This is a genomic window from Aurantimonas endophytica (assembly GCF_014196845.1).
Classification (GTDB): domain Bacteria; phylum Pseudomonadota; class Alphaproteobacteria; order Rhizobiales; family Rhizobiaceae; genus Aurantimonas; species Aurantimonas endophytica.
Genome location: NZ_JACIEM010000001.1, coordinates 664,366 through 687,518 on the forward strand (window position 1 = coordinate 664,366; position 23,153 = coordinate 687,518).

The following is a 23,153-nucleotide window of genomic DNA, read 5'->3' on the forward strand; positions in this document are numbered from 1 at the left end:
GACACCGAGAGCACGAGCCCAAGGCTCCTTACTAGTTTTCCGTGACGTAGAAGGCCATCAGGCCGCACAGGAAAACGAGGGCGGGCAGTGTCATCGAAAGCGTGGTCATGCCCTTCGCTCCACACCGTTGACACCGATCTGCGGGTCGACCGCCGTCAGCGTCGTGCCATCTCAATCTCGATTAGGTAACCCGATCGGATTGAGCGAAGCTGGGAACGCTGCAACCGTGCGCGCATCTGCCGGTTCTCTTCCACAAAGTGTCACCCCCAAGTCACGGCTCCAGATAGCGCGTCGCGGTGTCGGGCTGGTGCGCGTATCCGGACTGGCGTTCGAACGCTGTTCCAGTAGCGGCGGCGGGGGCGGGTAACATCGTCATCTTATCGACGCTTTCTCAGATGTGCAGCCATGATGTCTTGGACCCGCTTGAGGTCCTGCTCCACACGTACCCGGTTATTGATCTACAGGAACTCGCTTTCAAGCCGTAGCCACACTTCAATGATCCTGCCCTGCATTTCGATTCCAGAAGGAGTGATGCAGATGACGGTGCGGCGGGCATCTCTTGGATTCACTGCGCGTTCCACTTGGCCGGCTTGGACAAGGAGATCCACCATCTTGGACACTGTCGAGGGACGCACTCCTAATCGGTTAGCCAGAACCGAGACCCCCGTGCCCATATTCGGCGAGAGAGCCAAAAGCAGCTCATCCTGCCCAGGATGAAGGCCAAGTTCAGCCAGCTTGAGGCCCATCAGCGCTCGGAGGGACTTGCTGATAGAGAGGAGGTTTGGCAGGAGCCTGATGTTCGACGGTGTCTCGGTCACGGACGAATTCTCCACGCAGGCCCTGGAAGCGGGAGGCTGCAACTAGCTCCTGGAGATAGCACTGCCACCGGCTGCTACCGCTCCTCAATCCCGTCCCTGTCCGGCTGGTGCCGGTAGCTTGAGCGTCGCTCGATCTCGCGCATGACTCCATCCCAATGAACGCGGGCATCTTGTGCATCTACCACACCCGCTATCCGGCGCTTGTCGCGCGCCCTTCGCCACGCCTTCTCAGGCCCGTGGAGAATGATGAGATCCCTGGCGTCCTGCTGCATCTTGCGAGAGGCACCGAAAATGCGGGTGAGAAGGTGGCGCATCATTTGTCGACGGGGCCCCACGTCACATTCGGCAGCGATAGGCCGGCGGTACACCCGACTATCCGCAACGTTCTCACAGCCCGATTGATGAAAGCAGCTGCAGCATCTCACGGCCTTGTGGGGTAAGACGGTACCAGAATGTATTCCGCCAGCCCGGCACGACCTCGGCGAGCTTCGCACCCGTGAGATGGTCCGCTACCCGCAATTCGTGCCCGGTCATTTCGTTCATCTCCAGACCAACTGAGTCCTCCACCGGTCCATCGCCCAGCCGGTGCATAAGGGCGATATGGGAAGTAGCAAATCCTGAATGGCGAATGTCCGGCTTTCCTGACATCACGGACTAACCTCTGCTCGTGTCAATGCGATCCTCCCACCTCGGTGCATCGTCGGAAGAGGCGGGCGAGCAGTCGGCGGATCATCTTGTTGATTTGTGGCTGCTGTGGCCGGCGTCAACGGCGAAGCCCGTCGCGGCTTGACGCTGGCCATCGGTGAGGTGGAGGTACTCCTGTTGCGGCAGACCATCGACCCTGATTCTTGACGAGGATTTCATGTCGCACACCGCCCGCCAACTCCGGACCATTATCAAGCTCGCTCTCGCCGCAGTGCCACCAGAGACGCGGCAGCGATGCGCACAGAAGCGACCACGCGTCTCCTGGCAGGATCACGACCTTGCTCAGGCGGAGATGGCGGAGGCGATCGCCGCGGCAGTGGAGCGGCACTTCGTGATTGCCGAGCAGCCGTTTGGCGAACGGCTCGCTCCGGCGCCTACAAACCCCAGCGCGCTGTTGCCTAAGGCTGGCTAGCCGGCGCCACTGCTGACGCGGCGCCGGGAGTTTTAGCCAGCCGCGACAGCGGAGGGCGATCGGCAGCCCTTCGCGCGCAAGTTGGCATCGATAGCGTTGACCTTACCCTTGTTCACCGCGACCTGACCCTCCTTGTCACCGCCGAAGGTGCTAGAGACTGGTACGCCGAGCAGGAACACTCCCACCGCATCGCCGGTGGCCGCTTGGTTCTGCTGCTGGGAGACTGCAGCGAGAGCAGACTGCTCCCGGAGGTACTCCTGCGATAGGGCCTCGCAGCTTAAGTTGCTGTATGCGGCCATCGGCACCTCGACCGGGAGGATGGCATCGGGACGCTTGGCACAGGCAGTCACAGCCAAGCCTGCACAAACAGTCATCAAAACTCGCTTCACACTTGTCTCCCGATTAACAATATGGCGAGACTGTGGCTGGGCCAGGATGAAGTCAACCGTCTCACGATCCCGGCCTCATCAAGCGCGGCATGCCTCGCCCTGGCGATTGAGCTTGCTGCTGAGTTTGCGAACACCGATCAGGTCCAGTGCAGGGCCGCTTAGGCAGAAGAGGCTCGAGCCAATGGGAATTTCCGGCGCTGATGTCGCGGATCAGGCAGACCTACCGTCTTGGCCTGCCGCTCTGACCGTTCGTCTGGCTGCTGCATACTGCGGCCTCACCGAAAGCGGATTCCGCAGCCTATGTCCGGTTCCGCCGCTGAGCTTCGGGCAAGAGGGACACCGCTATCTTCGGGTGCATCTCGATCGATGGCTGGTGTCTCTCCCTGCTGAAGTAGCGGAGGCCACCAAAAAGCCTGAGGTGAGTGCGGTGATGCAGCCGAACGCTTATACGCCTGCGACGCTCGCCAAGCGCTGGAACTGCTCGGAAACGCTTGTGAGAAACCTGATCAGAAGGAAGGAGCTGGAGAGCTTTAAATTTGGCGGCAAGCTCATTCGCGTCAGCCACAAGAGCGTCGTGGCGTACGAGGCTGCAGCAAGGGTGGTGCCTAAAGCAGGAACCTAGGCATCGCCAGGCTTTGGGGCCATTATCTCCTATCTCCGGCAGGGGAAACGAATCCGAATGCAACGTCCCAAGGATTTTGCGCAGGCTCTGCCTCACCGAGCCGCGGCAGATCGTCAAAGGCCATGTCGACTTCGTGTCGATCCCAGATCCGCCGGCCGCCAATCTCCCGAGGATGCGGCATCTTGCCGGCGGTGACCAAACGGTCGAACAAAGTCGTTCCGATCCCCACGTAGGCCGCAGCCTGAGAGCGGGACAGACCTCGAGGAACGATGACCACGTCAGCGACCTTCATGAAAAACTCCTGACGCATCGAGGTCTATTAAGTAGCGACTTAGCCTAATCGACGATCGCATCCTCTATGTTTCGATGGAAGTGGAACCCTTGGATCTGGGACGTCCGATAATGAAGCTTCGGCGCCAAGATCGACACGCGCTTGAACCGATCCGCCGTCAGCATCACGAGCATGGACGGAAGGACATCCGTCGGCATGAACACGTAGGCCTGGAGCAATCCGTTGCGCAGATAGAGCTCCCCGATCGTCGGCGGCGGAGTCCGACCTATCATCTCCTTCAAATCGACGATGAACGAAAGCCGGATTTTAGCCGCCTCCGCCTTCAGGCCGCTGGGCCGGATGGGGGCCCCGAACAACTCGATCTCCCGATTATCGAAGTAGGGTTCCAGTGGCAGACCGTGTCCGAGCGGCGCGCCGACCGAAAAGCCATATTCCCATCTCCAGTCGGTAAGGCGTACATCGTATTGGACGCTACTTCGTCCCTTCTGCGCGCGGGGCATTGACGGCATCAGTGGCCTCACAACCAGAGCCGAAGCTCAAGAAAGGTCGATCATGGGACGTGGCCCGTCGTCTTTCAAACAGTCCGATGTCGTTCGAGCGGCTAAAGCGCTCCAGGCAAGCGGCCTGGAGATCCTGCGGACCGAGATCATGCCCGACGGACGCCTTATCTTCATTCACAAAGCTGAGGCTGATGCTCCTCCTGTGGTGGATGCATACGAGGTTTGGAAGACCAGCCGGGCTGGGAACGGCGACGGACGCCCTGCCTGAGGTAGCTTAGCCCACCTCTTACCCGTCGGTCATGAGGTGGCACTCTCAGTATGAGGTGCCCGGTACTGGACCATTGACCCCAAATGTCCCGCCAGACGCGTTCACGTGACGAAGAACGACCTCAACTTGATCACCATTTGAAAGCGTCAGCTTCGGTGGCGGTACTTTCATGAAATCGACCTGGTGCGGCAACAGCTCATCGCTGATGAGCCTGCCGTCTGCCCACCGGGAATTGGTGCGCGCATCGTGCCAAACAGTCAGCTCGTAATCCACGGCGATCGACGCATCGGCGCTGCTGAGATTACCCCTACCAGCCAATTGCTTGATGGGTTTCATCTAACGGAACCTCCACTCGGGCCGGAGTGGCCCACGCTTCGTCTCCCTTCCATGTTGCGAGCATGTCGCATGGATCTGCCGAGGTCCAGCGGCGCACTTTTAGCGGCGGCTTAGGGACTGACGAGGCGGAAAACTCTACCGTCGAGGTCGGTGAATTCAGCGTCGTCATCCGTGTTGAGAGGCTTGCCGGTTGGAAATTCCCAGAACGTAGTTCCGCCGACGGCCTGCGTTCCGCTTATCAGTTCCGGCGTGGCAACGTTTTCGAACTGGTAGGCCGTGAGGATTGTGCCGTCTTCGGATATCAACTGAGCGGTACCGATATGTTTGGCTGTCATGTGTAAATCCGACTTGGCGATCTACCATGATGGCGGAACGCCGTGAGAACAGACTGCTACCATTTTGCTACCCAACTCGGTAGCACAGAGCGATATAGGCACGGACAGAGCCGCACGGCGGGAGGGTAGGGCGCCTTGTAATCAGGGCTTTCGCGGCATGGCTTGATACGGTCGAATACGCCTATGACCGAATTTCAAGACCGGTGCCTTCAACCGCTCGGCCACCCATCCGCTGCCTGCCGAGTTACCTGCGCGGCGTCGCCATGACAAGGGTCGGGCAGGGCGCGCGGATCGGCGGCGATGCATTGGACGCTTCATCGAAACAATTCGTGATCGGAATTCGAATACGGCATTAACCGAGCGGAAATGCGGCTTTTATCCGGTTCAGAGGTCTGCTGCGGGGTCACGTGTCGTAGTCTCGTCGCGGATTTGGATGCGGGGGCAACCGCTTGCCGGCTGGCGCAGCCGGGCACGCACGCGGTGCCGGCAGAATGACCGGGCTGAGAACTGAAATACGCCCGGTGCAAGTGTGCCACTGTCAAGAGAGCGAAGCGACGACGGCGCCAGTTTTTCACGTTCGGTCACGTTGATTCACAGATTCATACGCTGTTAACTCGGCCGCTTCAGGGGTTCGGGCGCTGGGGAGCGTTCGTTGCGCCTCGGTGCAGAGCATCGCATGGGGAAGGGGGACCGCATGGCCATCGTGGCAGCGGATTACGGGCGTCGGATGACGGCCCTCGGGGTCGTTCTGGCCGCAGGGCTGGTTCTGCCGGCCTGCCAGGGGACCAGCGCCGACACATCGGGCGACGAACTTGCCGAGATCGGCACCGCAGTGAAATTCGACTCCAAGACCTTCGGCGTCCCCGCCAGCCCCCGCGTCACCAATCTCAAGCGCGTTCCAAAGGGCGGTGGCCGCGCCCATGTCGGCAAGCCCTACAAGGTCCGCGGCGAGTGGTACTACCCGAAGGACGAGCCGGGCTATGTCGGCGAGGGCCAGGCCTCCTGGTACGGGCCGAATTTCCACGGCCGGCTGACCGCCAACGGCGAAATCTACGACATGCATGGCCTGTCGGCCGCCCACAAGACGTTCCCGCTGCCGTCCTATGCGATGGTCACCAACGTTGAGACCGGTAGCCGCGTGATGGTCCGCGTCAACGATCGCGGCCCGTTCTCGCACGGCCGCGAGATCGACGTCTCGTCGCAGGCCGCCGAACTGCTCGGCTTCAAGAATGCCGGGATCGCCGATGTGAAGGTCGAATATGTCGGCCGCGCGCCACTGGAGGGCGACGATACAGCGGTGCTGATGGCGAGCTATCAGCCCGGCGCGGCTGCCGGCGAAGCACCGGTCATGGTCGCCGAAGGGCAGGGGGCAACGCGCCAAGGCGGCTCGCTCATGGCCTTTGCCGGCGCGGCCGGATTGCCCGGCGTGCGCCCGCAGGGCCGCGCCGCCGACGATGCCGGCCGCACGGGCGGCATCGACCTCGGCCGGCTGCTCGGCGCCGCCCGCATCCCGGCGTTCAGCTCATCCTATGCCGGCGCAACCGCGGAGGGCGGTGCGCTTGCGGCAGTCCAGCAGGCAGCAGCCATGGGGCAGGTGCCGGCCGCCGAGCGGATTCAGATCGGCGTCATCGATCCGGCCCTGATGGAGCGGGTCCGCAGCGTGACGCTAGGCGAGGGCGCGCTGGAAACCGAGACGGTGCCCGGCACCGCGATGATATCCACATCGTTGCGCGTCGATGCCGACGCCTCCGCCGACGCGGTGCTGCAGCGCCTGTGGCAGGTCGGGGCGGGCGACGCCTTCGTCATCCGCGACTGACCGACACGATCGATCTTGCCGTCACGGGGCCTGACAGCCTAGTTTGGGCTCGTTCCGCGGACGCAATGCTTGTGTCCGGCGCCAGGCCGAAGGTCCGCCTCATGTTCCGGATAGCCATCATCACGGCGCTCGCCGCCGCGACCGTGCTGGTATTTCCGGCGTCGTCCACGACGGCGCAGGAGGCTCTACCGCCCGCGGTGGAGACCACGGCCGTCGAGGTCCTGCTGGTCGATGGCGAGACGGGCACGATCCTGTACCAGAAGAACCCGGCCGAGCCGTTCCCGCCGGCCTCTCTCGCCAAGATCATGACGATGGAGATCGTCTTCGCGGCGCTCCGCGCCGGCGAGATCAGCCTCGAGACGACTTTTCCGGTGAGCGAGCACGCCTGGCGGACGGGCGGCGCGCCGTCCGGCACCTCCACGATGTTCGCCGCGCTGAACTCGCAGGTGCCGGTCGCGGACCTCATCCGGGGCACGATCGTGCAGGCGGCCAACGACGCAGCGATCATCCTCGCCGAGGGCATGGAGGGCTCCGAAGCGGCCTTCGCGGCGCGCATGAACGAGCGGGCGGCGGAACTCGGTCTCAACAATTCGCGCTTCGTCAATCCGACGGGCCTGCCGGCGGAGGGCCAGCAGGTGACGGTCACGGACCTGGTCAAGCTCGCCCGGCATCTGCGCGCCAGCTATCCGGAGCTTTACACGATCTATGCCGAGCCCTCCTTCGAGTGGAACAAGATCTTCCAGCGCAACCGTAACCCGCTGCTGTCGGCCGGCATCGGCGCCGACGGTCTGGGCACCGGCTATACCGACGCGTCCGGCTACGCGCTGCTCGGGGTCACCGAACAGGACGGGCGGGTGACGTTTCTCGCCATGAGCGGCCTGGAAAGCGAACGGGAGCGTGCGGCGGAGGCGACCAAGCTGCTCCGCTGGGCGCATGATTCCTTCGAGCAGGTCCAGTTGTTCGATGCCGGCGCGATGATCGGCTCGGCGAGTGTCTTCGGCGGCACTGCCGGCTGGGTCCCCGCCGTCGCCGAGACGCCGGTGACCGTGCTGCTGCCGGTGGAGGCCGGGGAGCGCGTCCGCGCCCGGATCCGTTACGAAGGCCCGCTGATCGCGCCGGTCGCCAAGGGCGACCCTGTGGCGGCGCTGGACGTGCTGGTGGACGGCGAGCCTGTCTTGTCGCAGCAACTCGTCGCCGGAAATGACTCTTCCGCAGGCAGCTTCACAGACCGTGCACTCGGGGCGGCCAAGGAGCTCGCCTTCGGCTGGGTCCGGGCGTTTTGACGGCGGAGCGGCAGTGACACGCATGTTCATCACCTTCGAAGGCGGCGAAGGCAGCGGCAAGACCACGCAGATCATGCGCCTGGCCGAGCATCTGCGGCGTGACGGCCACACGGTCGTGACGACGCGCGAGCCGGGCGGCTCGCCCGGCGCCGACGCGATCCGCCACGTCATCCTTTCCGGCGCGGCCGAGGCGCTTGGGCCCGAGATGGAGGCGATCCTGTTCTCGGCGGCCCGCGCCGATCACATCGCGCTGGTGATCCGCCCGGCGCTGGCGCGCGGCGACATCGTGCTGTGCGACCGCTTCCACGATTCCACGCGGGTCTACCAGTTCCTCGACAGCCCGCTGGATCAGGGCCTGATGCAGCGCCTCGAGCGCTCGACCCTCGACGATGTCTATCCCGACCTGACGCTGATCCTCGACGTGCCGGCCGATCTCGGCGCTGCCCGGGCCCGCGAGCGCCGCGGCGGCGGCGCGATCGACCGTTTCGAGAAGGAGGCCGAGGCGCTGCACGAGAGACGGCGCCAGGCCTTCCTGAAGATCGCCGCCGAAGAGCCGGAGCGCTGCGTCGTCGTCGACGGCACGCAGTCGGTCGACGCCGTGGCCGCCGAGGTCGCCGAGATCGTCGACGACCGCCTGGAGGCGGCGCGCTTCGAGGCCGTCGGCCAGTCGCTCGATGCCAGCCGGCGGGTTCGATGAGTGATGCGAACCTCGGCGCGGCAGCGGCGCATGACGACATCGACGGCGTCACGGGGCCGCTTTCGACGCTGCGGCTGTTTGGCCACCACCCGGCCTGGGAAGAACTGCTTGCGGCGCGCGCCGGGGAGCGGTTCCACCATGCCTGGCTGCTGCAGGGGCCGGTCGGCATCGGCAAGGCTACCACGGCCTATGCGTTTGCACGAACCCTGCTGGGCGCACGTCCCGAGCGCCGGGACGGCGCGACCGTTGCGTTTCTCGCCGATGATCCGGTGGTCCGGCAGATCGCCCAGGGCACCCATCCCGGACTGATCCACATCGTGCGGCCGGGCAACGAGCGCACCGGCGGCTTCCGCACGCAAATCACCGTCGACGAGGTGCGCCGGCTGAACCGGTTCTTCCATGCCACCGCCTCGGGGTCGGGATGGCGCGTCGCGCTGATCGATCCGGCCGACGACATGAACCGCAGCGCCGCGAACGCCCTCCTGAAGATCCTGGAGGAGCCGCCGCCGCGTTCGACCTTCCTGATCACCAGCCATGCGCCGGGACGGCTCCTCCCGACGATCCGCTCGCGCTGCCGGCTGCTGCGCTTCGACCCGCTGGAGCCGCCGGATCTGGCACTGGCCATAGAGGCCAGCCGTCCGGGAACCGACGCCGCGGCGATCAAGGCCGCCACGCCGCTCGCCGAAGGCAGCGTGCGGCAGGCGCTGATGCTGATCGGCAGCGGCGGCATCGAGATCAATGCGACCCTGGCGACTCTCCTGAAGGCGGATCGGCCGGACTGGAACGCCATCCACGCGATGGCCGACGCGCTGACGCTGAAGGGTCGCGAAGCCGCGTATGACCTCCTGCTGGCTGCTCTGCTGGCATCGATCGCACAAGCGAGCGAGGCGCGCCTCGATGCCGGCGACGGGGAGGGCGCAGCGCTGCTGGCAGCACTCTGGCAGGCGGAGTGTTCGCGCCTGCGTGAGGCGGCGGCGTACAATCTCGACCGCAAGCAGACCCTGCTGACGCTGTTCGACGGCTTCTATGCCGAGCGCGCGGCCAGCGACGCCGCCTGACCCTGCGCTCGCCGCACGGGAGCCGCCGATTGAGCAGGCCCGCCGAATGCTCTATGTCCGCGGGTGACCCTGCCTTTCCCGCATTCGTTGAAAGCCCGATGGCCGAACGCTTCTATCTGACGACACCGATCTTCTATCCCAACGGCGCGCCGCATATAGGCCATGCCTACACGATGATCGCGACCGACATCCTGGCGCGCTTCAAGCGACTGGATGGCTACGACGTCTTCTTCCTGTCGGGGACGGACGAGCATGGCCAGAAGATGCAGCAGACCGCAGAGAAGGAAGGCATCACACCGCTCGAGCTTGCGGACCGGAATGCGGCAGTTTTCCAGCGATTACTGACGGCGCTGAATTGCGCCAACGACGATTTCATCCGTACGACCGAGGAGCGCCATGCGAAGGCGTCGGCTGCGATCTGGGCACGGATGGAAGCCAGCGGCGACATTTATCTCGACCATTACCGGGGCTGGTACTCGGTTCGCCAGGAAGCCTATTTCGATGAGTCCGAGACGATTGCAGGCGAGGACGGCGTCCGCCGCGAACCGCTCGGCTCGCCGGTCGAGTGGAACGAGGAAGAGAGCTACTTCTTCAAGCTGTCCGACTTCCAGGACCGGCTGCTCGCCCATTACGAAGCCAACCCGGACTTCATCGGCCCCGCAGAGCGCCGCAACGAAGTGCTCTCCTTCGTGCGCTCGGGCCTGCGCGACCTGTCGATCTCCCGCACCACCTTCGACTGGGGCATTCCGGTTCCGGGCGACGAGAAGCATGTGATGTATGTGTGGGTCGACGCCCTCACCAACTATCTGACGGCGACGGGATTTCCCGGCGAGGGCGAGCGCTCGGCGTTCTGGCCCGCCGACCTGCACGTCATCGGCAAGGACATCGTCCGCTTCCACACCGTCTACTGGCCGGCGTTCCTGATGTCGGCAGGCCTACCGCTGCCGCGCCGGGTCTTCGCCCATGGCTTCCTGTTCAACCGCGGGGAGAAGATGTCGAAATCGGTCGGCAACGTCATCGACCCGTTCGCGCTGATCGACGTCTACGGCCTCGACCGGCTGCGCTATTTCCTGATGCGCGAGGTGCCGTTCGGCCAGGACGGCAATTATTCGCACGAGGCGATCGTCAACCGGACCAACTCCGAGCTCGCCAACGATCTCGGCAATCTCGCCCAGCGGTCGCTGTCGATGATCGCCAAGAACTGCGACGGCAAGATCCCGGTGCCGGGTGATTTGACCGAAGCCGACACCGCCATTCTCGACGCCGCGAAGGAGCTGCTGGCGAAAGCCCGGGTCGCCATCGACCGGCAGGAACTGCACGCCGTCCTCGCGGCGATCATCGCGGTGGTCAGCGAAGCCAACCGCTATTTCGCAGGCCAGGAACCGTGGGCGCTGCGCAAGACCGACCCGGCCCGTATGGGCACCGTGCTCTATGTCACGGCCGAGGTGATCCGGCGCGTTGCGATCCTCTTGCAGCCCTTCGTGCCGGAGAGCGCCGGCAAGCTGCTGGACGCCCTGGGCATCGAGGCGGATGAACGCAGCTTCACCGAACTGACTCCCGACGTGGCGCTTCGCGCCGACATGCCGTTGCCGGCGCCGCAGCCGGTGTTCCCGCGCTTCGTCGAGCCGGAACCAGAGTCCGGGTGATGGCCTTGCCGTTCCTTGTCGACAGCCACTGCCATCTGGATTTCCCGGATTTCGAGGCAGAACGCGACGCAGTCCTGACCCGCGCGCGCGCCGAAGGCGTCGGGCTCATGGTGACAATCTCGACCTATGTCTCGCGGATCGACCGGCTGAGGGCGATCACCCGGGATCATGCCGAGGTGTTTGCGTCCGTCGGAACGCATCCCCACAACGCCGCGATCGAGCCCGATACGACGGTCGAGACGCTGGTGCGACTGAGCCAGGACGAGAAGATCGTGGCGATCGGCGAGGCCGGGCTCGACTATTTCTACGACAAGGCGCCGCGCGACGTGCAGGAGAAGGTGTTCCGCACGCATATCACTGCCGCCCGAGAGACCGGCCTGCCGCTGGTCATCCATTCGCGCGATGCCGACACCGACATGATCCGCATCCTAGAAGATGAAAGCGGGAAGGGGGCCTTCCCCTTCATCCTGCACTGTTTCTCGGCGGGACGGGCTCTCGCGGAAACAGGCGTCGCATTGGGCGGTCACGTCTCCTTTTCCGGCATCCTCGCCTTCAAGAATTCCGAGGAGATCCGCGCGATCGCCGCGGACGTGCCGATGCAGCGCCTGCTGGTGGAGACGGATGCGCCTTACCTCGCGCCGCCGCCGTATCGCGGCAAGCGCAACGAGCCGGCCTATGTGCGGCATACGGCCGAGGTTCTGGCGCAGGCCAAGGGCGTCGACCTGGCGGAGATTGCCCGGACGACGTCGGACAATTTCTTCGCGCTGTTCAGCAAGGTACCCGATCCGCGTGGCCAATAGACCGTCATCAAGGGAGATGGTGGACGTGGTGACCAGCCTTCAAGCCATGATTGCCACGGCGCCGTTCGACGCCTTGGCGAACGCCGCCTAAGGCCCGGATCAGAGCATTGAGCGATATTCTCCGCCTGACGATCCTCGGCTGCGCTTCATCGCCCGGTGTCCCGCGCATCAATGGCGACTGGGGCGCCTGCGACCCGGCAAATCCCAGGAATGTCCGCAGCCGTGCCGCGGCGCTTATCGAGCGGATCAGCCCGACCGGAAGAACCACAGTCGCCATCGATTGCGGGCCGGATTTTCGGACCCAGATGCTGCGGGCTAGCGTACCACGTCTCGACGCCGTGATGCTGACGCATCCGCATGCCGACCATATCCACGGGATCGACGATCTGCGCGGCTACATGCTCGTCCAGCGGTCCCGCATTCCGGTCTATTCGGACGAAGCCACGCACGCCCGGGTCTTCGAAGCCTTCCGCTATTGCTTCGAAACGCCCGCCGGCAGCAACTATCCGCCGATCGCCGATCATGTTGGCATCGAAGGCGGGCGGCCGTTCGAGATCACCGGCGCCGGCGGGCCCTTGCGGGTCCTGCCGATCCATATGGCGCACGGTTCGATCCACTCACTTGGCTTCAGGATCGGCGATCTGGCTTATTGCAGTGACGTTAGCGACTTTCCGGACGCCGCGGTCGCGGCGCTGGCGGGCGTACGGCACATCGTCATCGACGCGTTGCAGTACAAGCCGCACCCGAGCCATCTGACCGTCGACCAGGCCCTCGGCTGGATCGAGCGCTTCGGCGCCGAGGCGGCGAGCTTGACCCACATGCACACGCCGCTCGACTACGCGACGCTCTGCGACGAACTTCCGCCGCATGTCCGTCCGGCGCATGACGGGCTCGTCATCGAGCAGATGATCGCATGAAGACCGCGGTGAGACGGGATAAAGCCTGGGCTGCAAGCCGCTGCGCCCATTGGTCAATATAATTGGTTCCATAATCTATCTTATGCCACTCTGATATGTGGGGGCCGTGGCTGGTGCGGGTCTGCGGCGCACCCTCGTGATCCTACGCGGCCGATCCCTTCCCCCTTTCCGGTAACGGGGCTATGGAGACCGGCCTGTCGGCGCAAGGAGACCCGGAATGACTCCCTCTCGCGAAATCACCCGGCTGATCGAGATCATGGCGGCGTTGCGCGATCCGGCCAGCGGCTGTCCCTGGGACCTTGAGCAGGATTTCTCGACGATCGCGCCGTACACGGTCGAGGAAGCCTACGAGGTCGCCGACGCGATCGAGCGCGACGACATGGTCGATCTGCGCGAGGAACTCGGCGATCTCCTGCTGCAGGTCGTCTATCACGCCCAGCTCGCCGCCGAGGCCGGCAGCTTCGATTTCGGCGACGTCGTCGACGGCGTGACGCGCAAGATGATCCGCCGCCATCCGCAGGTCTTCGGCGACGCCGAAGCGCGCTCGGCGGGATCCGCGCAGGTGCATTGGGAGCGGATCAAGGCCGAAGAGCGCGCCGAGAAAGCCGCTCTTCGCCAGGCGAATGGCTCACCTACCAACGATGCCGGGACCGATACGGGAGCCCGCCATCTCGACGGTGTGTCGACGGCATTCCCGGCGCTGACGCTGGCGCTGAAAGTCCAGAAACAGGCCGCCGAAATCGGCTTCGACTGGGATAGTGCCGGCCCGATCATCGCCAAGATCGACGAGGAACTGGCGGAACTCGCCGAAGCGGTCGCGGCACGGGATGCCGACGCCAGCGAGGCGGAGCTCGGCGACCTCCTGTTCAGCGTCGTCAATCTCGCCCGGTTCCACCGCATCGATCCGGAAGTCGCGCTGCGCCGCTGCGTGCTGAAGTTCCGCGATCGCTTCGGCTTCATCGAGACGGAGCTTGCCGCCAGTGGCCGCTCGCTGCAGGCGGCGAGCCTCGAGGAAATGGAAGCACTGTGGATCGCGGCAAAGACCCGGCCAAGCGGCACGGCGGGCTGATCTGCGCTTTAGGAAGAAGCCCTGTCTGCGACGGCATTGCGGGCACGTTTAGACCGTGACCTGGGTGCTGCCGCCGCACGCCGCGAAGCCGCATTGGCGACTTCGATCCACCGCGCCGCCTCGTCGGGATCGTCGAGAGCACTGTCAGGGATGCGGAAATATGGCATGCGCGTGGGCGCTCGGCCGGGACGCGTATAGGTCCAGCGCGCGGACCCGACCGCCTCGAAGAGACCGTCGGTTTCCGCGTCACTCTTCAGATAAAGTTCGTCGCGGATGACAATGGCCACGATCCGTTCGCCGCTATAGATGCCCTGCCCGCTGAACATCCGCCGGATCCTGGTATCGCCCAGCGAAGCGAAGAGATCGTGCAGATAGTCCTCGTCCATCGGGCCTCGTCACCGTCTCTGGCGAGTGGGGCTCAGGCGCCGCGACCGGCGAGCGCGGCGAGGTCCGCCTGCTTCAGTTCGACGGACTCGCCGCAGCCGCAGGCTGACGTCTGGTTCGGGTTGCGGAAGGTGAAGCCGGAGCGCAGCACCGTCTCCTCGTAATCCATCTCAGTGCCGAGCAGGAACAGCACCGCCTCCGGCGCGACGAACACCCGCGCACCGTCATGCTCGATCGCGTCCTCGTTCGGCTTGGCTTCCTTGGCGAGGTCGATCGTGTATTCCATGCCGGCGCAGCCACCCTTCTTGATGCCGACGCGCAGTCCGAGCGCGTCCGCGCCCTGGGCAGCAAGGATCGCCTTCACCCGGTCGGCGGCACTGTCGGTCATGCTCATGACGGTGAAGCGGCCCATGGCGGCATCCTTTCGGCGGTCTGCGATCGTCTGATGTTAGCAGAAAGATGGGTGGTCCGGCGAGGTGTCGCAAGCCGGACGGATCGTTCGGGATTCGGGTAACACGACCGTGCCGCGGTCAGCGGACCCAGAGTTCGCGGGTCGCCAGTTCGGCCGCGTGGCCGTCCGGATCGCGAAAATAGAGGCTGTGGCCCCTGCACTTCGGCCAGGCGACCTCGCTTTCGATCTCGATCTCGCAATCGCGTAGGTGGCGCCGCCAGGCGTCGACACTGTCAACCGGGATGCCGAGAGCGAAATGGGTGGGGCCGCTACCGTCATGCGGCGGGATGACGCCGCCCGGCGTTTCGACTGGTTCGAGCGTCGACCCGCGCGAAAACAGGATCAGCACCGTGTTGTCCGGCATTCGGAAAACGGTGATACGTTCCTCCTCCAGAAGCGTCGGAAGGCCCAGCACCTCACGGTAGAAACGCTTGGCGCGCTCCATGTCGTCGACGTAGAGACAGGTCTCGAGCAGCCCGGAGAGCGGCGGTGCCATGGTCGTCGACCGGCTCAGTACCAGCCGACGGCGACCTGGGCTTCCTCGCTCATGCGCTCCGGCGTCCAGGGCGGGTCGAAGACCAGTTCCACCTTCACCTGTCCGACGCCGTCGACCGAGCTGACGGCGTTCTCCACCCAGATCGGCATTTCGCCGGCCACCGGGCAGCCTGGGGCCGTCAGGGTCATCTCGACGTCGACATTGCGCTCGTCGTCGATGTCGATCTTGTAGATTAGGCCAAGCTCGTAGATGTCGGCGGGAATTTCAGGGTCGAAGACCGTCTTCAGCGCACCGACGATATCGTCGGTCAGCCGCGTCAGTTCCTCGGCCGGGATCGAGGATTCCGTCGCCGGCGCGCCGGATGCCATGGCGACGTTGGCGGCGGCCGTATCCTCGGCGATGGGTGCTACGAACTTGGTGTCGGCTTCGTCGGTCATGCCATTCATCCTCAGGCGAAAAATCGCCGTGCCTTCTCCAGCGCCTCGGCGAGAAGGTCGATTTCGTCGAGCGTGTTGTACATACCAAACGATGCCCGGCATGTGGAAGTCGCGCCGAAGCGCTTCAAGAGCGGCTGGGCGCAATGCGTCCCGGCGCGCACGGCGACGCCCTCGCGATCGATCACCATCGACACGTCGTGTGCATGGATGCCTTCGAGGTCGAAGGAGACGATGGCACCCTTCCCCGGCGCCTCGCCGTAGATCCGCAGCGAGTTCACCGCCCGCAGCCGTTCGTGCGCATAGTCGCGAAGGCTTTCCTCGTGCGCGGCGATCGCCTCGCGGCCGATGCCATTGACGTAGTCGAGCGAGGCGCCGAGGCCAATCGCCTGCACGATCGGCGGCGTCCCCGCCTCGAAGCGATGCGGCGGGGCGTTGTAGGTAACCATTTCTTCGGTCACCTCGACGATCATCTCGCCGCCGCCATTGAAGGGCTGCATGCGATCCAGAATCTCTCGCTTGCCGTACAGCACGCCGATGCCGGTCGGCCCGTAGAGCTTGTGGCCGGTGAAGACGTAGAAGTCGCAGTCGAGGTCCTGGACGTCCACCGGCAGGTGCACCGCGCCCTGGCTGCCGTCGACGAGAACCGGGATGTTCTTCGAATGCGCCAGCGCCGCGACCGCCTTCACGTCGACAACCGTGCCGAGCACGTTGGACATGTGGGTGGTGGCGATCAGCCTGGTGCGCGGCGTGATCGCCCGCTCGAAATCGGCGATGTCGATCGAGCCGTCGTCGGCGACGGGCACGAAGACCAGCTTGGCGCCCTTGCGCTCGCGGATGAAGTGCCACGGGATGATGTTCGAGTGGTGCTCCATGATCGTGAGCACGATCTCGTCGCCCTCGCCGATCTCCTGCATGCCATAGCCATAGGCGACAAGATTGATCGCCTCGGTCGCAGAGCGGGTGAAGACGATCTCATCCGGGCTCGGGGCGTTGAGGAATGCGGCGACCTTGCCGCGCGCCGCCTCGAATTCCTCGGTGGCGCGGTTCGACAGGAAATGCAGGCCGCGATGGACGTTGGAGTAATCCTCGGCATAGGCCTTCTGCACGGCGTCGAGCATTGCCTTCGGCTTCTGGGCGGAGGCGCCGCTGTCGAGATAGACGAGCGGCTTGCCGTAGACCTGCGTCGACAGGATCGGGAAGTCGCGACGCACCGCCGCGACGTCGTAGGCGACGGTGGCGGCGCTGTCTCGGGCGATGGCTTCGGCCTTCATGGTCGATGAACTCCGGTTGCGGCTGCGGCATTGGCCGCCAGTCCGCGCGGGGCCTCGCGGCCCGCACGCAGTGTCGCGGGCGGTAACCCGATCAATGACTGCGGGCGAGCCAGGCGTCGATGCGCTGCATCAGCGCATCCTCGACCGCCTCGTCCTCGAGCTCTTCCACCACTTCGGCGACGAATGCCTTGACCAGCAGCGCTCGCGCGATCGACTCAGGGATACCGCGCGACATCAGGTAGAACAGGTGGTCGGCATTGATCTCGCCGGCCGTCGCGCCGTGGCCGCACTGCACGTCGTCGGCAAAGATCTCGAGCTCGGGCTTGGCCAGGAATTCGCCGTCATCCGAGAGGAGCAGCGTGTTGCACGCCATCTTTGCGTCGGTCTTCTGCGCCTCGCGGGCGACCTTGATCATGCCCTGGAAGACGCCGCGGCCGCCGGTCAGGATGTTGCGGAAGGTCTCGGTTGCCGTGGTGTTCTCGAAGGTGTGGCGCAGCGTCGTGGTGACGTCGATGTGCTGGCCGGCCTCGAGCAGGTTGATGCCGCGCATCTTGATCTCGGCGCCCTCGCCCGCCGTCTCCGCATGCACCTCGTAGCGCACCAGCGCACCACCGGCATTCAGGACGAAGAGCGTGAACAGCGCGCCTTCGCCGACAGTGACGTTCAGTTGGCCGAGATGGGTTGCGGCTGCGCCCTTCTCCTGGTCGACGATCCAGGTGACCCGGGCACCAGCACGGATTTCGAGATGCGACACGCCGGTGGACGGCGCAGAACCGCCCTCGCCTTCGAGCCGCTCCACGAACGTCGCCGTCGCCCCGGCACCCACCGTGCAGCGCGCGAAGCCATGGGAGCGGCTGCCCGCCCGAGCCCGCAGTTCCACCGGCGCGGCAAGCGCCACGCCACTGTCGACGGAGATGTCGACTGCCGACGCGCCGAAGGCGGCGTTCAGCATCCGCACCGTGTCAAGGCCGCGATCGAGATGGTTCGGCGTCGTCTGCCAGTCGGCCGTCTCGGCCGACGCGGTCACCGTCAGGCCGTTGAGCGCATGGCCCGCCTCCGGCGCGTCGAAATCGACGACGTGGCTGTTCGCCAGCAACGGCGCGAGGATCGCGCCCGATGCGTCGGCGACCGGCGGAACGGCCGTCTCGGCCTGCCGGCCCATCAGGCCACGCAGGTCGGTATAGTGCCACGCCTCGATGCGGCGATGCGGCAGGCCTTCACGGCGCAGTGCCTCGGTGGCCGCCTGCGACGCGACGCTGGCCGCGCCACTTTCGGCACTCTCGATCAGCGCCGACTCGGCGGCTGTCCGGGGTCTCAGCTGATGAACCGTCATGGTCACGCAGCCTCGCCGATGATCTGGCTGTAGCCTTCGTTTTCCAACTGCAGTGCGAGGTCCTTGCTACCCGAGCGGATGATGCGGCCCTTGTAGAGGACGTGCACCGTGTCCGGCACGATGTAGTCGAGCAGGCGCTGGTAATGGGTGATGACCAGGAAGGCACGCTCCGGCGAACGCAGCGCGTTGACGCCGTCGGCGACGATCTTCAGCGCGTCGATGTCGAGGCCGGAATCGGTCTCGTCCATGACGCTCAGCTTCGGCTCGAGCAGTGCCATCTGCAGGATCTCGGCGCGTTTCTTCTCGCCGCCGGAGAAGCCGACGTTCAGCGGCCGCTTCAGCATGGCCATGTCGATATGAAGCTCGGCCGCGGCCGCCTTGACCCGGCGGATGAAGTCCGGGGTCGTCAGTTCGCCCTCGCCGCGCGCCTTGCGCTGCGAGTTGAGCGCGGTCTTCAGGAACGTCATGGTCGGCACGCCCGGGATCTCCAGCGGATACTGGAAGGCGAGGAACACGCCGGTCGCGGCGCGCTCGGCCGGGTCCATCTCCAGGATCGACTGACCGTTGTAGAGAATGTCGCCCTCGGTGACCTCGTAGTCGTCGTGACCGGCGATGATGTAGGAGAGCGTCGACTTGCCCGAGCCGTTGGGGCCCATGATCGCGGCGACTTCGCCGGCGGCCACCGTCAGGTCGACGCCCCGGAGGATTTCGGTGCCCTCGTCGGCGACGCGGGCGTGAAGGTTCTTGATTTCCAGCATTTTCGTTCCTGCGATCAATAGCTGCGCAGATCGCGCAATTCGTAGTGTTGGGAGCGTTCGTCGTACCGTTTCAGGACCCGCCTCGCCTCGTCCGGGACGTAGCTGCGTTCGTGGTCGTCGCCGACGAAGGCCTTCACGTTGTCGATGGAATCGAACTCCATGATGGTGATGAACTCGACCTCGTCGGCAAGCGGGCGACGCAGCACCTCGATGCGGCTGAACCCGGGAATGGCCTTGCCTTCGATGCCTTTGATCACCTCCGAGCGGAGGAGAGATTCGTATGTGTCGGCGTTCTCCGGCGTCGTATATCCATGCCAGATCCGCTTGATCATCCCACCGAGCCCTCGAGGCTGATGCCGATCAGCTTCTGCGCCTCGACGGCGAACTCCATCGGCAGCTGCTGGATGACGTCCCTGACGAAGCCGTTGACGATCAGAGCGACCGCCTCCTCCTCCGGGATGCCCCGCTGCATGCAGTAGAACAGCTGGTCGTCGGAGATCTTCGACGTGGTCGCCTCGTGCTCGAACTGCGCCGTGGCGTTGCGCGCCTCGATATAGGGCACGGTGTGGGCGCCGCAGTCGTTGCCGATCAGCAGCGAATCGCACTGGGTGAAGTTGCGGGCGTTGGAGGCCTTGCGGTTGGCGGTGACCTGGCCGCGATAGGTGTTGTTCGACTGGCCCGCCGAGATGCCCTTGGAGATGATCCGGCTGGTGGTGTTCTTGCCGAGATGGATCATCTTGGTGCCGCTGTCGATCTGCTGGCGGCCGTTGGATACGGCGATCGAGTAGAACTCGCCGCGGGAATTGTCGCCGCGCAGGATGCAGGACGGGTACTTCCACGTGATCGCCGAGCCGGTTTCGACCTGCGTCCACGAGATCCGCGAGTTCTTCCCGCGGCAGTCACCCCTTTTGGTGACGAAATTGTAGATGCCGCCTTTGCCTTCCTTGTCGCCCGGATACCAGTTCTGCACCGTCGAGTACTTGATCTCGGCGTCGTCCAGCGCGATCAGCTCGACCACCGCCGCATGCAGCTGGTTCTCGTCGCGCTGCGGCGCCGTGCAGCCTTCTAGGTACGAGACGTAGGACCCCTCGTCGGCGATGATCAGCGTCCGCTCGAACTGGCCGGTGTTCCGCTCGTTGATGCGGAAATAGGTCGATAGCTCCATCGGGCAGCGAACACCCTTCGGCACGTAGACGAACGACCCGTCGGTGAAGACCGCCGAGTTCATCGTCGCGAAGAAATTGTCCGACACCGGCACGACCGAGCCGAGATATTTCTTCACCAGCTCGGGATGCTCGCGGATCGCCTCGGAGATCGGCATGAAGATCACGCCGGCCTTCTGCAGCTCCTTCTTGAAGGTCGTCGCGACGGAGACCGAGTCGAACACGGCGTCGACCGCGACCCGGTGCTCGACGGGCGCCATCAGCTCGCCATCGTCGTCATACCGCGGCGCAGGCGCCGCCTTTACGACGCCGGCAAGGATCTCCTGCTCGCGCAGCGGGATGCCGAGCTTCTCGTAGGTCCGCAGGATCTCGGGATCCACCTCGTCGAGCGAAGCGGGACCGGACATCGATTTCGGCGCCGCGTAATAATGGATGTCCTGGAAATCGATCTCCGGATAGTCGAGGCGCGCCCAGGACGGGCTCTCCATCGTCTTCCAGCGCTCGAAGGCTTCCAGCCGCCATGCCAGCATCCATTCCGGCTCGCGCTTCTTGGCCGAGATCAGGCGGATGATGTCCTCGTTCAGCCCCTTCGGGGCGACGTCCATCTCGATCAGCGTCTCGAAGCCGTATTTGTACTGGTCGACGTCGATCTGTCGGACCTGGTCGATGGTTTCCTGGACTGCTGGCATTCGTAAGTCTCCATCCTCGCCGGATTCAAGGTCCGGTGGTCGGTGCGGTCGTGGCCAGGCAGGCCCCGCCGCGACGCTGTACATAGCGACGATGCACCCGTGTTTTTAGGGTGTCGCACCGTCACGCATAGTTGGCGGCATCATGCCGCCCGATCCTGGCTCCCCTGCCCGCGCCGTCTCCCGGCGAGAGCGACATAGGCATCGACGAACCGGTCGAGCTCGGCTTCGCTCGTGTCGTAGCCGAAGCTGACGCGCAACGCACCCTCGTCCGCCGCGATGGCGAGGCCGCCGGCCACCATCGCCTCGATGACATGGCTGCGGCCGACCTTGCCCGAGGAGCAGGCCGAACCGGACGACACCGCGATGCCGGCGAGGTCGAGCGCCATCTGCGCCGTCTCGGCGCGAAGCCCCGGCAACGCCAGGCCAACGGTGTTCGGCAGCCGTTCGGCGCCGGCCCCCAGCACGGAGGCATCAGGCAATCGCTGCCGTATCACCGCCTCCAGATGGTCGCGCAGGTCCCGCAGCCGATCGGGCTCGGCAGAGAGCCGTGCCATGGCGACCCGGATGGCGGTGCCCAGACTGACGATCGCCGTGACCGCTTCGGTGCCGGCCCGGCGGCCGCCTTCCTGGCCACCGCCGCGCAGCAGCGGCAGCGGCCGGGTCGATTCGTCCTGCAGGATCAATGCCCCGACGCCCTTCAGGGCGCCCAGCTTATGGCCCGACAGGAGCAGCGCGTCGGCGCCTGTTTCGGCGATGTCCAAAGGAACCCGCCCGAGTGCCTGAACGGCATCAACCACGAGCCGCACGTTCTGCCCGGCAAGGGCGGCGCGAATACCGTCCATCGGCTGCATCACGCCGGTTTCGGAATTGCCCAGCGTCAGAGCGAGCAGTCCAGGCCGATCCGCGTCGCACCGCGCCGCGAATTCGTTGACCGCGCCGAGATCGACGATGCCGTTCGCATCGACCGGAAGACGCGTCATGGCATCGGTTGGAAACTGCCCGCCTTCCCGGATGCAGGGATGATCGGTATCCAGCACGGCCAGTTGCGAAATCCGTGTATCGACCCCGTCGATCAGCCAATGCGGCGAGAGTGCCGTCGTTGCCGCCTCGGTGGCACTGCTGGTGAAGACGACATTCCGCGGCACCGCGCCGACCGCCTGTGCGACGGCCCGGCGCGAGTCCTCGACGAGCGCGCGTGCGCGCCGCCCTTCGACATGGACGGAAGACGGGTTTGCCGCATCCAGCGCCGCAATCGCGGCCGCGCGCGCTTCGGCCAGCAGCGGGGCGCCGGCATTGAAGTCGAGATAGAGGCGCGGCTCACCTGCGGTCATGCGCTCTCTCTTGCGGGTCTGATCAACCGAAACAACAGGCAGCAGCGCAAAATTCTTGAATTTTCACGAGCGGCCAGACTACAAGACGCCTTCAAGGACGCGCTGTAGTTTATAATCGTTCTAAACTGGACTGTACGGGACCAGTTAGGCCGCGTCAAGCAGCGTCCCGCCGAGCAATGATGCTCGCCAAGGAAGAATAATATGCCCGAAGTGATCTTCACAGGCCCTGCCGGCCGCCTCGAAGGCCGTTATCAGGCCGCCAAGGAGAAGAACGCCCCCATCGCGATCGTACTGCATCCGCACCCGCGGTTCGGCGGGACGATGAACAACCAGATCGTCTACCAGCTGTTCTACATGTTCGTGGAGCGCGGCTTCACCACGCTGCGGTTCAATTTCCGCGGCATCGGCCGCAGCCAGGGCGAGTTCGACCACGGCAGCGGCGAACTCTCGGATGCGGCGTCGGCGCTCGACTGGGTGCAGAGCCTGCATCCCGATTCCAAGCAGTGCTGGGTCGCCGGCTATTCGTTCGGCGCCTGGATCGGCATGCAGCTTCTGATGCGCCGGCCGGAGATCGAGGGCTTCATGTCGATCTCGCCGCAGCCCAACTCCTACGACTTCTCGTTCCTGGCGCCCTGCCCGTCCTCGGGCCTGATCATCCATGGCGACAAGGACAAGGTCGGCCCGCCGAAGGACGTGCAGACCCTCGTCGACAAGCTGAAGACCCAGAAGGGCATCATCATCACCCAGAAGACGCTGGAGGGTGCCAACCACTTCTACACGGACCACACCGAGCAGCTGATGGCGGAGTGCTCCGACTATCTGGACCGGCGCCTCGCCGGCGAGCTGTCGGACCCGCGGCCGAAGCGCCTGCGCTGAC

The 23,153-nt window shown here is 64.9% G+C and carries 28 protein-coding genes; 11 read left to right on the top strand and 17 right to left on the bottom strand.

Annotation, left to right across the window (positions count from 1 at the left end):
• Positions 1-458: 458 nt before the first annotated feature.
• Both GGR03_RS24165 and GGR03_RS03345 read right to left on the bottom strand, forming a co-directional pair.
• Complete coding sequence (locus GGR03_RS24165; protein ID WP_183206129.1) at positions 459-818, bottom strand: MarR family transcriptional regulator; 360 nt, start codon at positions 816-818, stop codon at positions 459-461.
• Between the two features lie 387 nt (positions 819-1,205).
• A complete protein-coding gene (locus tag GGR03_RS03345) occupies positions 1,206-1,466 on the bottom strand; it encodes a hypothetical protein (RefSeq protein ID WP_183206130.1) in 261 nt (86 codons plus the stop codon).
• Between the two features lie 214 nt (positions 1,467-1,680).
• On the opposite strand from GGR03_RS03345, the gene GGR03_RS03350 reads away from it, so the two are divergent.
• On the top strand, positions 1,681-1,935 hold the full coding sequence (locus GGR03_RS03350; RefSeq protein ID WP_183206131.1) for a hypothetical protein: 255 nt from the start codon (positions 1,681-1,683) through the stop codon (positions 1,933-1,935).
• A gap of 32 nt (positions 1,936-1,967) precedes the next feature.
• Here the strand turns inward: GGR03_RS03350 and GGR03_RS03355 are convergent, their stop codons facing one another.
• Positions 1,968-2,324: a hypothetical protein gene (locus GGR03_RS03355; RefSeq protein ID WP_252920103.1), complete on the bottom strand. Its 357-nt coding sequence runs from the start codon at positions 2,322-2,324 to the stop codon at positions 1,968-1,970.
• 181 nt (positions 2,325-2,505) lie between these two features.
• On the opposite strand from GGR03_RS03355, the gene GGR03_RS03360 reads away from it, so the two are divergent.
• A complete protein-coding gene (locus tag GGR03_RS03360; protein WP_183206132.1) occupies positions 2,506-2,946 on the top strand; it encodes a helix-turn-helix domain-containing protein in 441 nt (146 codons plus the stop codon).
• A 22-nt stretch (positions 2,947-2,968) separates the two neighbouring features.
• Here GGR03_RS03360 and GGR03_RS03365 read toward each other — a convergent pair whose 3' ends face one another.
• The 4 genes from GGR03_RS03365 to GGR03_RS03380 form a co-directional block, all read right to left on the bottom strand.
• Positions 2,969-3,238: a helix-turn-helix transcriptional regulator gene (locus GGR03_RS03365; protein WP_183206133.1), complete on the bottom strand. Its 270-nt coding sequence runs from the start codon at positions 3,236-3,238 to the stop codon at positions 2,969-2,971.
• A gap of 44 nt (positions 3,239-3,282) precedes the next feature.
• Positions 3,283-3,747, bottom strand: coding sequence for a hypothetical protein (locus GGR03_RS03370; RefSeq protein WP_183206134.1), 465 nt, complete (start codon positions 3,745-3,747; stop codon positions 3,283-3,285).
• A 304-nt stretch (positions 3,748-4,051) separates the two neighbouring features.
• Positions 4,052-4,342, bottom strand: a complete 291-nt coding sequence (locus tag GGR03_RS03375; protein ID WP_183206135.1) for a hypothetical protein — start codon at positions 4,340-4,342, stop codon at positions 4,052-4,054.
• A gap of 110 nt (positions 4,343-4,452) precedes the next feature.
• On the bottom strand, positions 4,453-4,677 hold the full coding sequence (locus tag GGR03_RS03380; protein ID WP_183206136.1) for a hypothetical protein: 225 nt from the start codon (positions 4,675-4,677) through the stop codon (positions 4,453-4,455).
• 694 nt (positions 4,678-5,371) lie between these two features.
• Between GGR03_RS03380 and GGR03_RS24565 the strand changes: the two genes are divergently transcribed.
• From GGR03_RS24565 to mazG, 8 genes are all read left to right on the top strand, one after another.
• Positions 5,372-6,493, top strand: coding sequence for a septal ring lytic transglycosylase RlpA family protein (locus GGR03_RS24565; protein ID WP_281378950.1), 1,122 nt, complete (start codon positions 5,372-5,374; stop codon positions 6,491-6,493).
• 101 nt (positions 6,494-6,594) lie between these two features.
• Complete coding sequence (locus GGR03_RS03390; protein WP_183206137.1) at positions 6,595-7,776, top strand: D-alanyl-D-alanine carboxypeptidase family protein; 1,182 nt, start codon at positions 6,595-6,597, stop codon at positions 7,774-7,776.
• A gap of 22 nt (positions 7,777-7,798) precedes the next feature.
• Positions 7,799-8,473 (top strand): dTMP kinase, encoded by a 675-nt coding sequence (gene tmk, locus GGR03_RS03395; protein WP_183207009.1) that lies wholly within the window; start codon positions 7,799-7,801, stop codon positions 8,471-8,473.
• A complete protein-coding gene (locus GGR03_RS03400; protein WP_183206138.1) occupies positions 8,470-9,531 on the top strand; it encodes a DNA polymerase III subunit delta' in 1,062 nt (353 codons plus the stop codon). Before tmk ends, GGR03_RS03400 begins: the two co-directional genes overlap by 4 nt.
• Positions 9,532-9,629: 98 nt before the next feature.
• Complete coding sequence (gene metG / locus GGR03_RS03405; protein WP_183206139.1) at positions 9,630-11,177, top strand: methionine--tRNA ligase; 1,548 nt, start codon at positions 9,630-9,632, stop codon at positions 11,175-11,177.
• Complete coding sequence (locus GGR03_RS03410) at positions 11,177-11,977, top strand: TatD family hydrolase (protein WP_183206140.1); 801 nt, start codon at positions 11,177-11,179, stop codon at positions 11,975-11,977. The genes metG and GGR03_RS03410 overlap by 1 nt, the downstream gene beginning before the upstream one ends.
• A 107-nt stretch (positions 11,978-12,084) precedes the next feature.
• Positions 12,085-12,894, top strand: a complete 810-nt coding sequence (locus GGR03_RS03415; RefSeq protein WP_183206141.1) for an MBL fold metallo-hydrolase — start codon at positions 12,085-12,087, stop codon at positions 12,892-12,894.
• A 217-nt stretch (positions 12,895-13,111) separates the two neighbouring features.
• Positions 13,112-13,963 carry a nucleoside triphosphate pyrophosphohydrolase gene (gene mazG, locus GGR03_RS03420; protein ID WP_183206142.1) on the top strand — a complete coding sequence of 284 codons (852 nt, stop codon included), beginning with the start codon at positions 13,112-13,114 and terminating at the stop codon, positions 13,961-13,963.
• 8 nt (positions 13,964-13,971) lie between these two features.
• Here mazG and GGR03_RS03425 read toward each other — a convergent pair whose 3' ends face one another.
• The 10 genes from GGR03_RS03425 to GGR03_RS03470 form a co-directional block, all read right to left on the bottom strand.
• The gene (locus GGR03_RS03425; protein WP_183206143.1) at positions 13,972-14,349 is read right to left on the bottom strand and encodes a TfoX/Sxy family protein; all 378 of its coding nucleotides are present in this window, start codon (positions 14,347-14,349) and stop codon (positions 13,972-13,974) included.
• Between the two features lie 32 nt (positions 14,350-14,381).
• Positions 14,382-14,759 carry a Fe-S cluster assembly scaffold SufA gene (sufA, locus tag GGR03_RS03430; protein ID WP_183206144.1) on the bottom strand — a complete coding sequence of 126 codons (378 nt, stop codon included), beginning with the start codon at positions 14,757-14,759 and terminating at the stop codon, positions 14,382-14,384.
• Positions 14,760-14,877: 118 nt separating this feature from the next.
• A complete protein-coding gene (locus GGR03_RS03435) occupies positions 14,878-15,294 on the bottom strand; it encodes a VOC family protein (protein ID WP_183206145.1) in 417 nt (138 codons plus the stop codon).
• Between the two features lie 14 nt (positions 15,295-15,308).
• On the bottom strand, positions 15,309-15,662 hold the full coding sequence (locus GGR03_RS03440; protein WP_183207010.1) for an SUF system Fe-S cluster assembly protein: 354 nt from the start codon (positions 15,660-15,662) through the stop codon (positions 15,309-15,311).
• Positions 15,663-15,742: 80 nt separating this feature from the next.
• Positions 15,743-17,002 carry a cysteine desulfurase gene (locus GGR03_RS03445; RefSeq protein ID WP_183206146.1) on the bottom strand — a complete coding sequence of 420 codons (1,260 nt, stop codon included), beginning with the start codon at positions 17,000-17,002 and terminating at the stop codon, positions 15,743-15,745.
• A gap of 91 nt (positions 17,003-17,093) precedes the next feature.
• Positions 17,094-18,335 (bottom strand): Fe-S cluster assembly protein SufD, encoded by a 1,242-nt coding sequence (gene sufD / locus GGR03_RS03450; protein ID WP_183206147.1) that lies wholly within the window; start codon positions 18,333-18,335, stop codon positions 17,094-17,096.
• A 2-nt stretch (positions 18,336-18,337) separates the two neighbouring features.
• Positions 18,338-19,093 (bottom strand): Fe-S cluster assembly ATPase SufC, encoded by a 756-nt coding sequence (sufC, locus tag GGR03_RS03455; RefSeq protein ID WP_183206148.1) that lies wholly within the window; start codon positions 19,091-19,093, stop codon positions 18,338-18,340.
• 14 nt (positions 19,094-19,107) lie between these two features.
• Positions 19,108-19,425, bottom strand: a complete 318-nt coding sequence (locus GGR03_RS24175) for an antibiotic biosynthesis monooxygenase family protein (protein ID WP_183206149.1) — start codon at positions 19,423-19,425, stop codon at positions 19,108-19,110.
• Complete coding sequence (sufB, locus tag GGR03_RS03465) at positions 19,422-20,945, bottom strand: Fe-S cluster assembly protein SufB (RefSeq protein ID WP_183206150.1); 1,524 nt, start codon at positions 20,943-20,945, stop codon at positions 19,422-19,424. The genes GGR03_RS24175 and sufB overlap by 4 nt, the downstream gene beginning before the upstream one ends.
• Positions 20,946-21,085: 140 nt before the next feature.
• Complete coding sequence (locus GGR03_RS03470; protein WP_183206151.1) at positions 21,086-22,276, bottom strand: cysteine desulfurase family protein; 1,191 nt, start codon at positions 22,274-22,276, stop codon at positions 21,086-21,088.
• A 201-nt stretch (positions 22,277-22,477) separates the two neighbouring features.
• Between GGR03_RS03470 and GGR03_RS03475 the strand changes: the two genes are divergently transcribed.
• Complete coding sequence (locus GGR03_RS03475) at positions 22,478-23,152, top strand: alpha/beta hydrolase (RefSeq protein ID WP_183206152.1); 675 nt, start codon at positions 22,478-22,480, stop codon at positions 23,150-23,152.
• The last annotated feature ends 1 nt before the right edge of the window (position 23,153 follow it).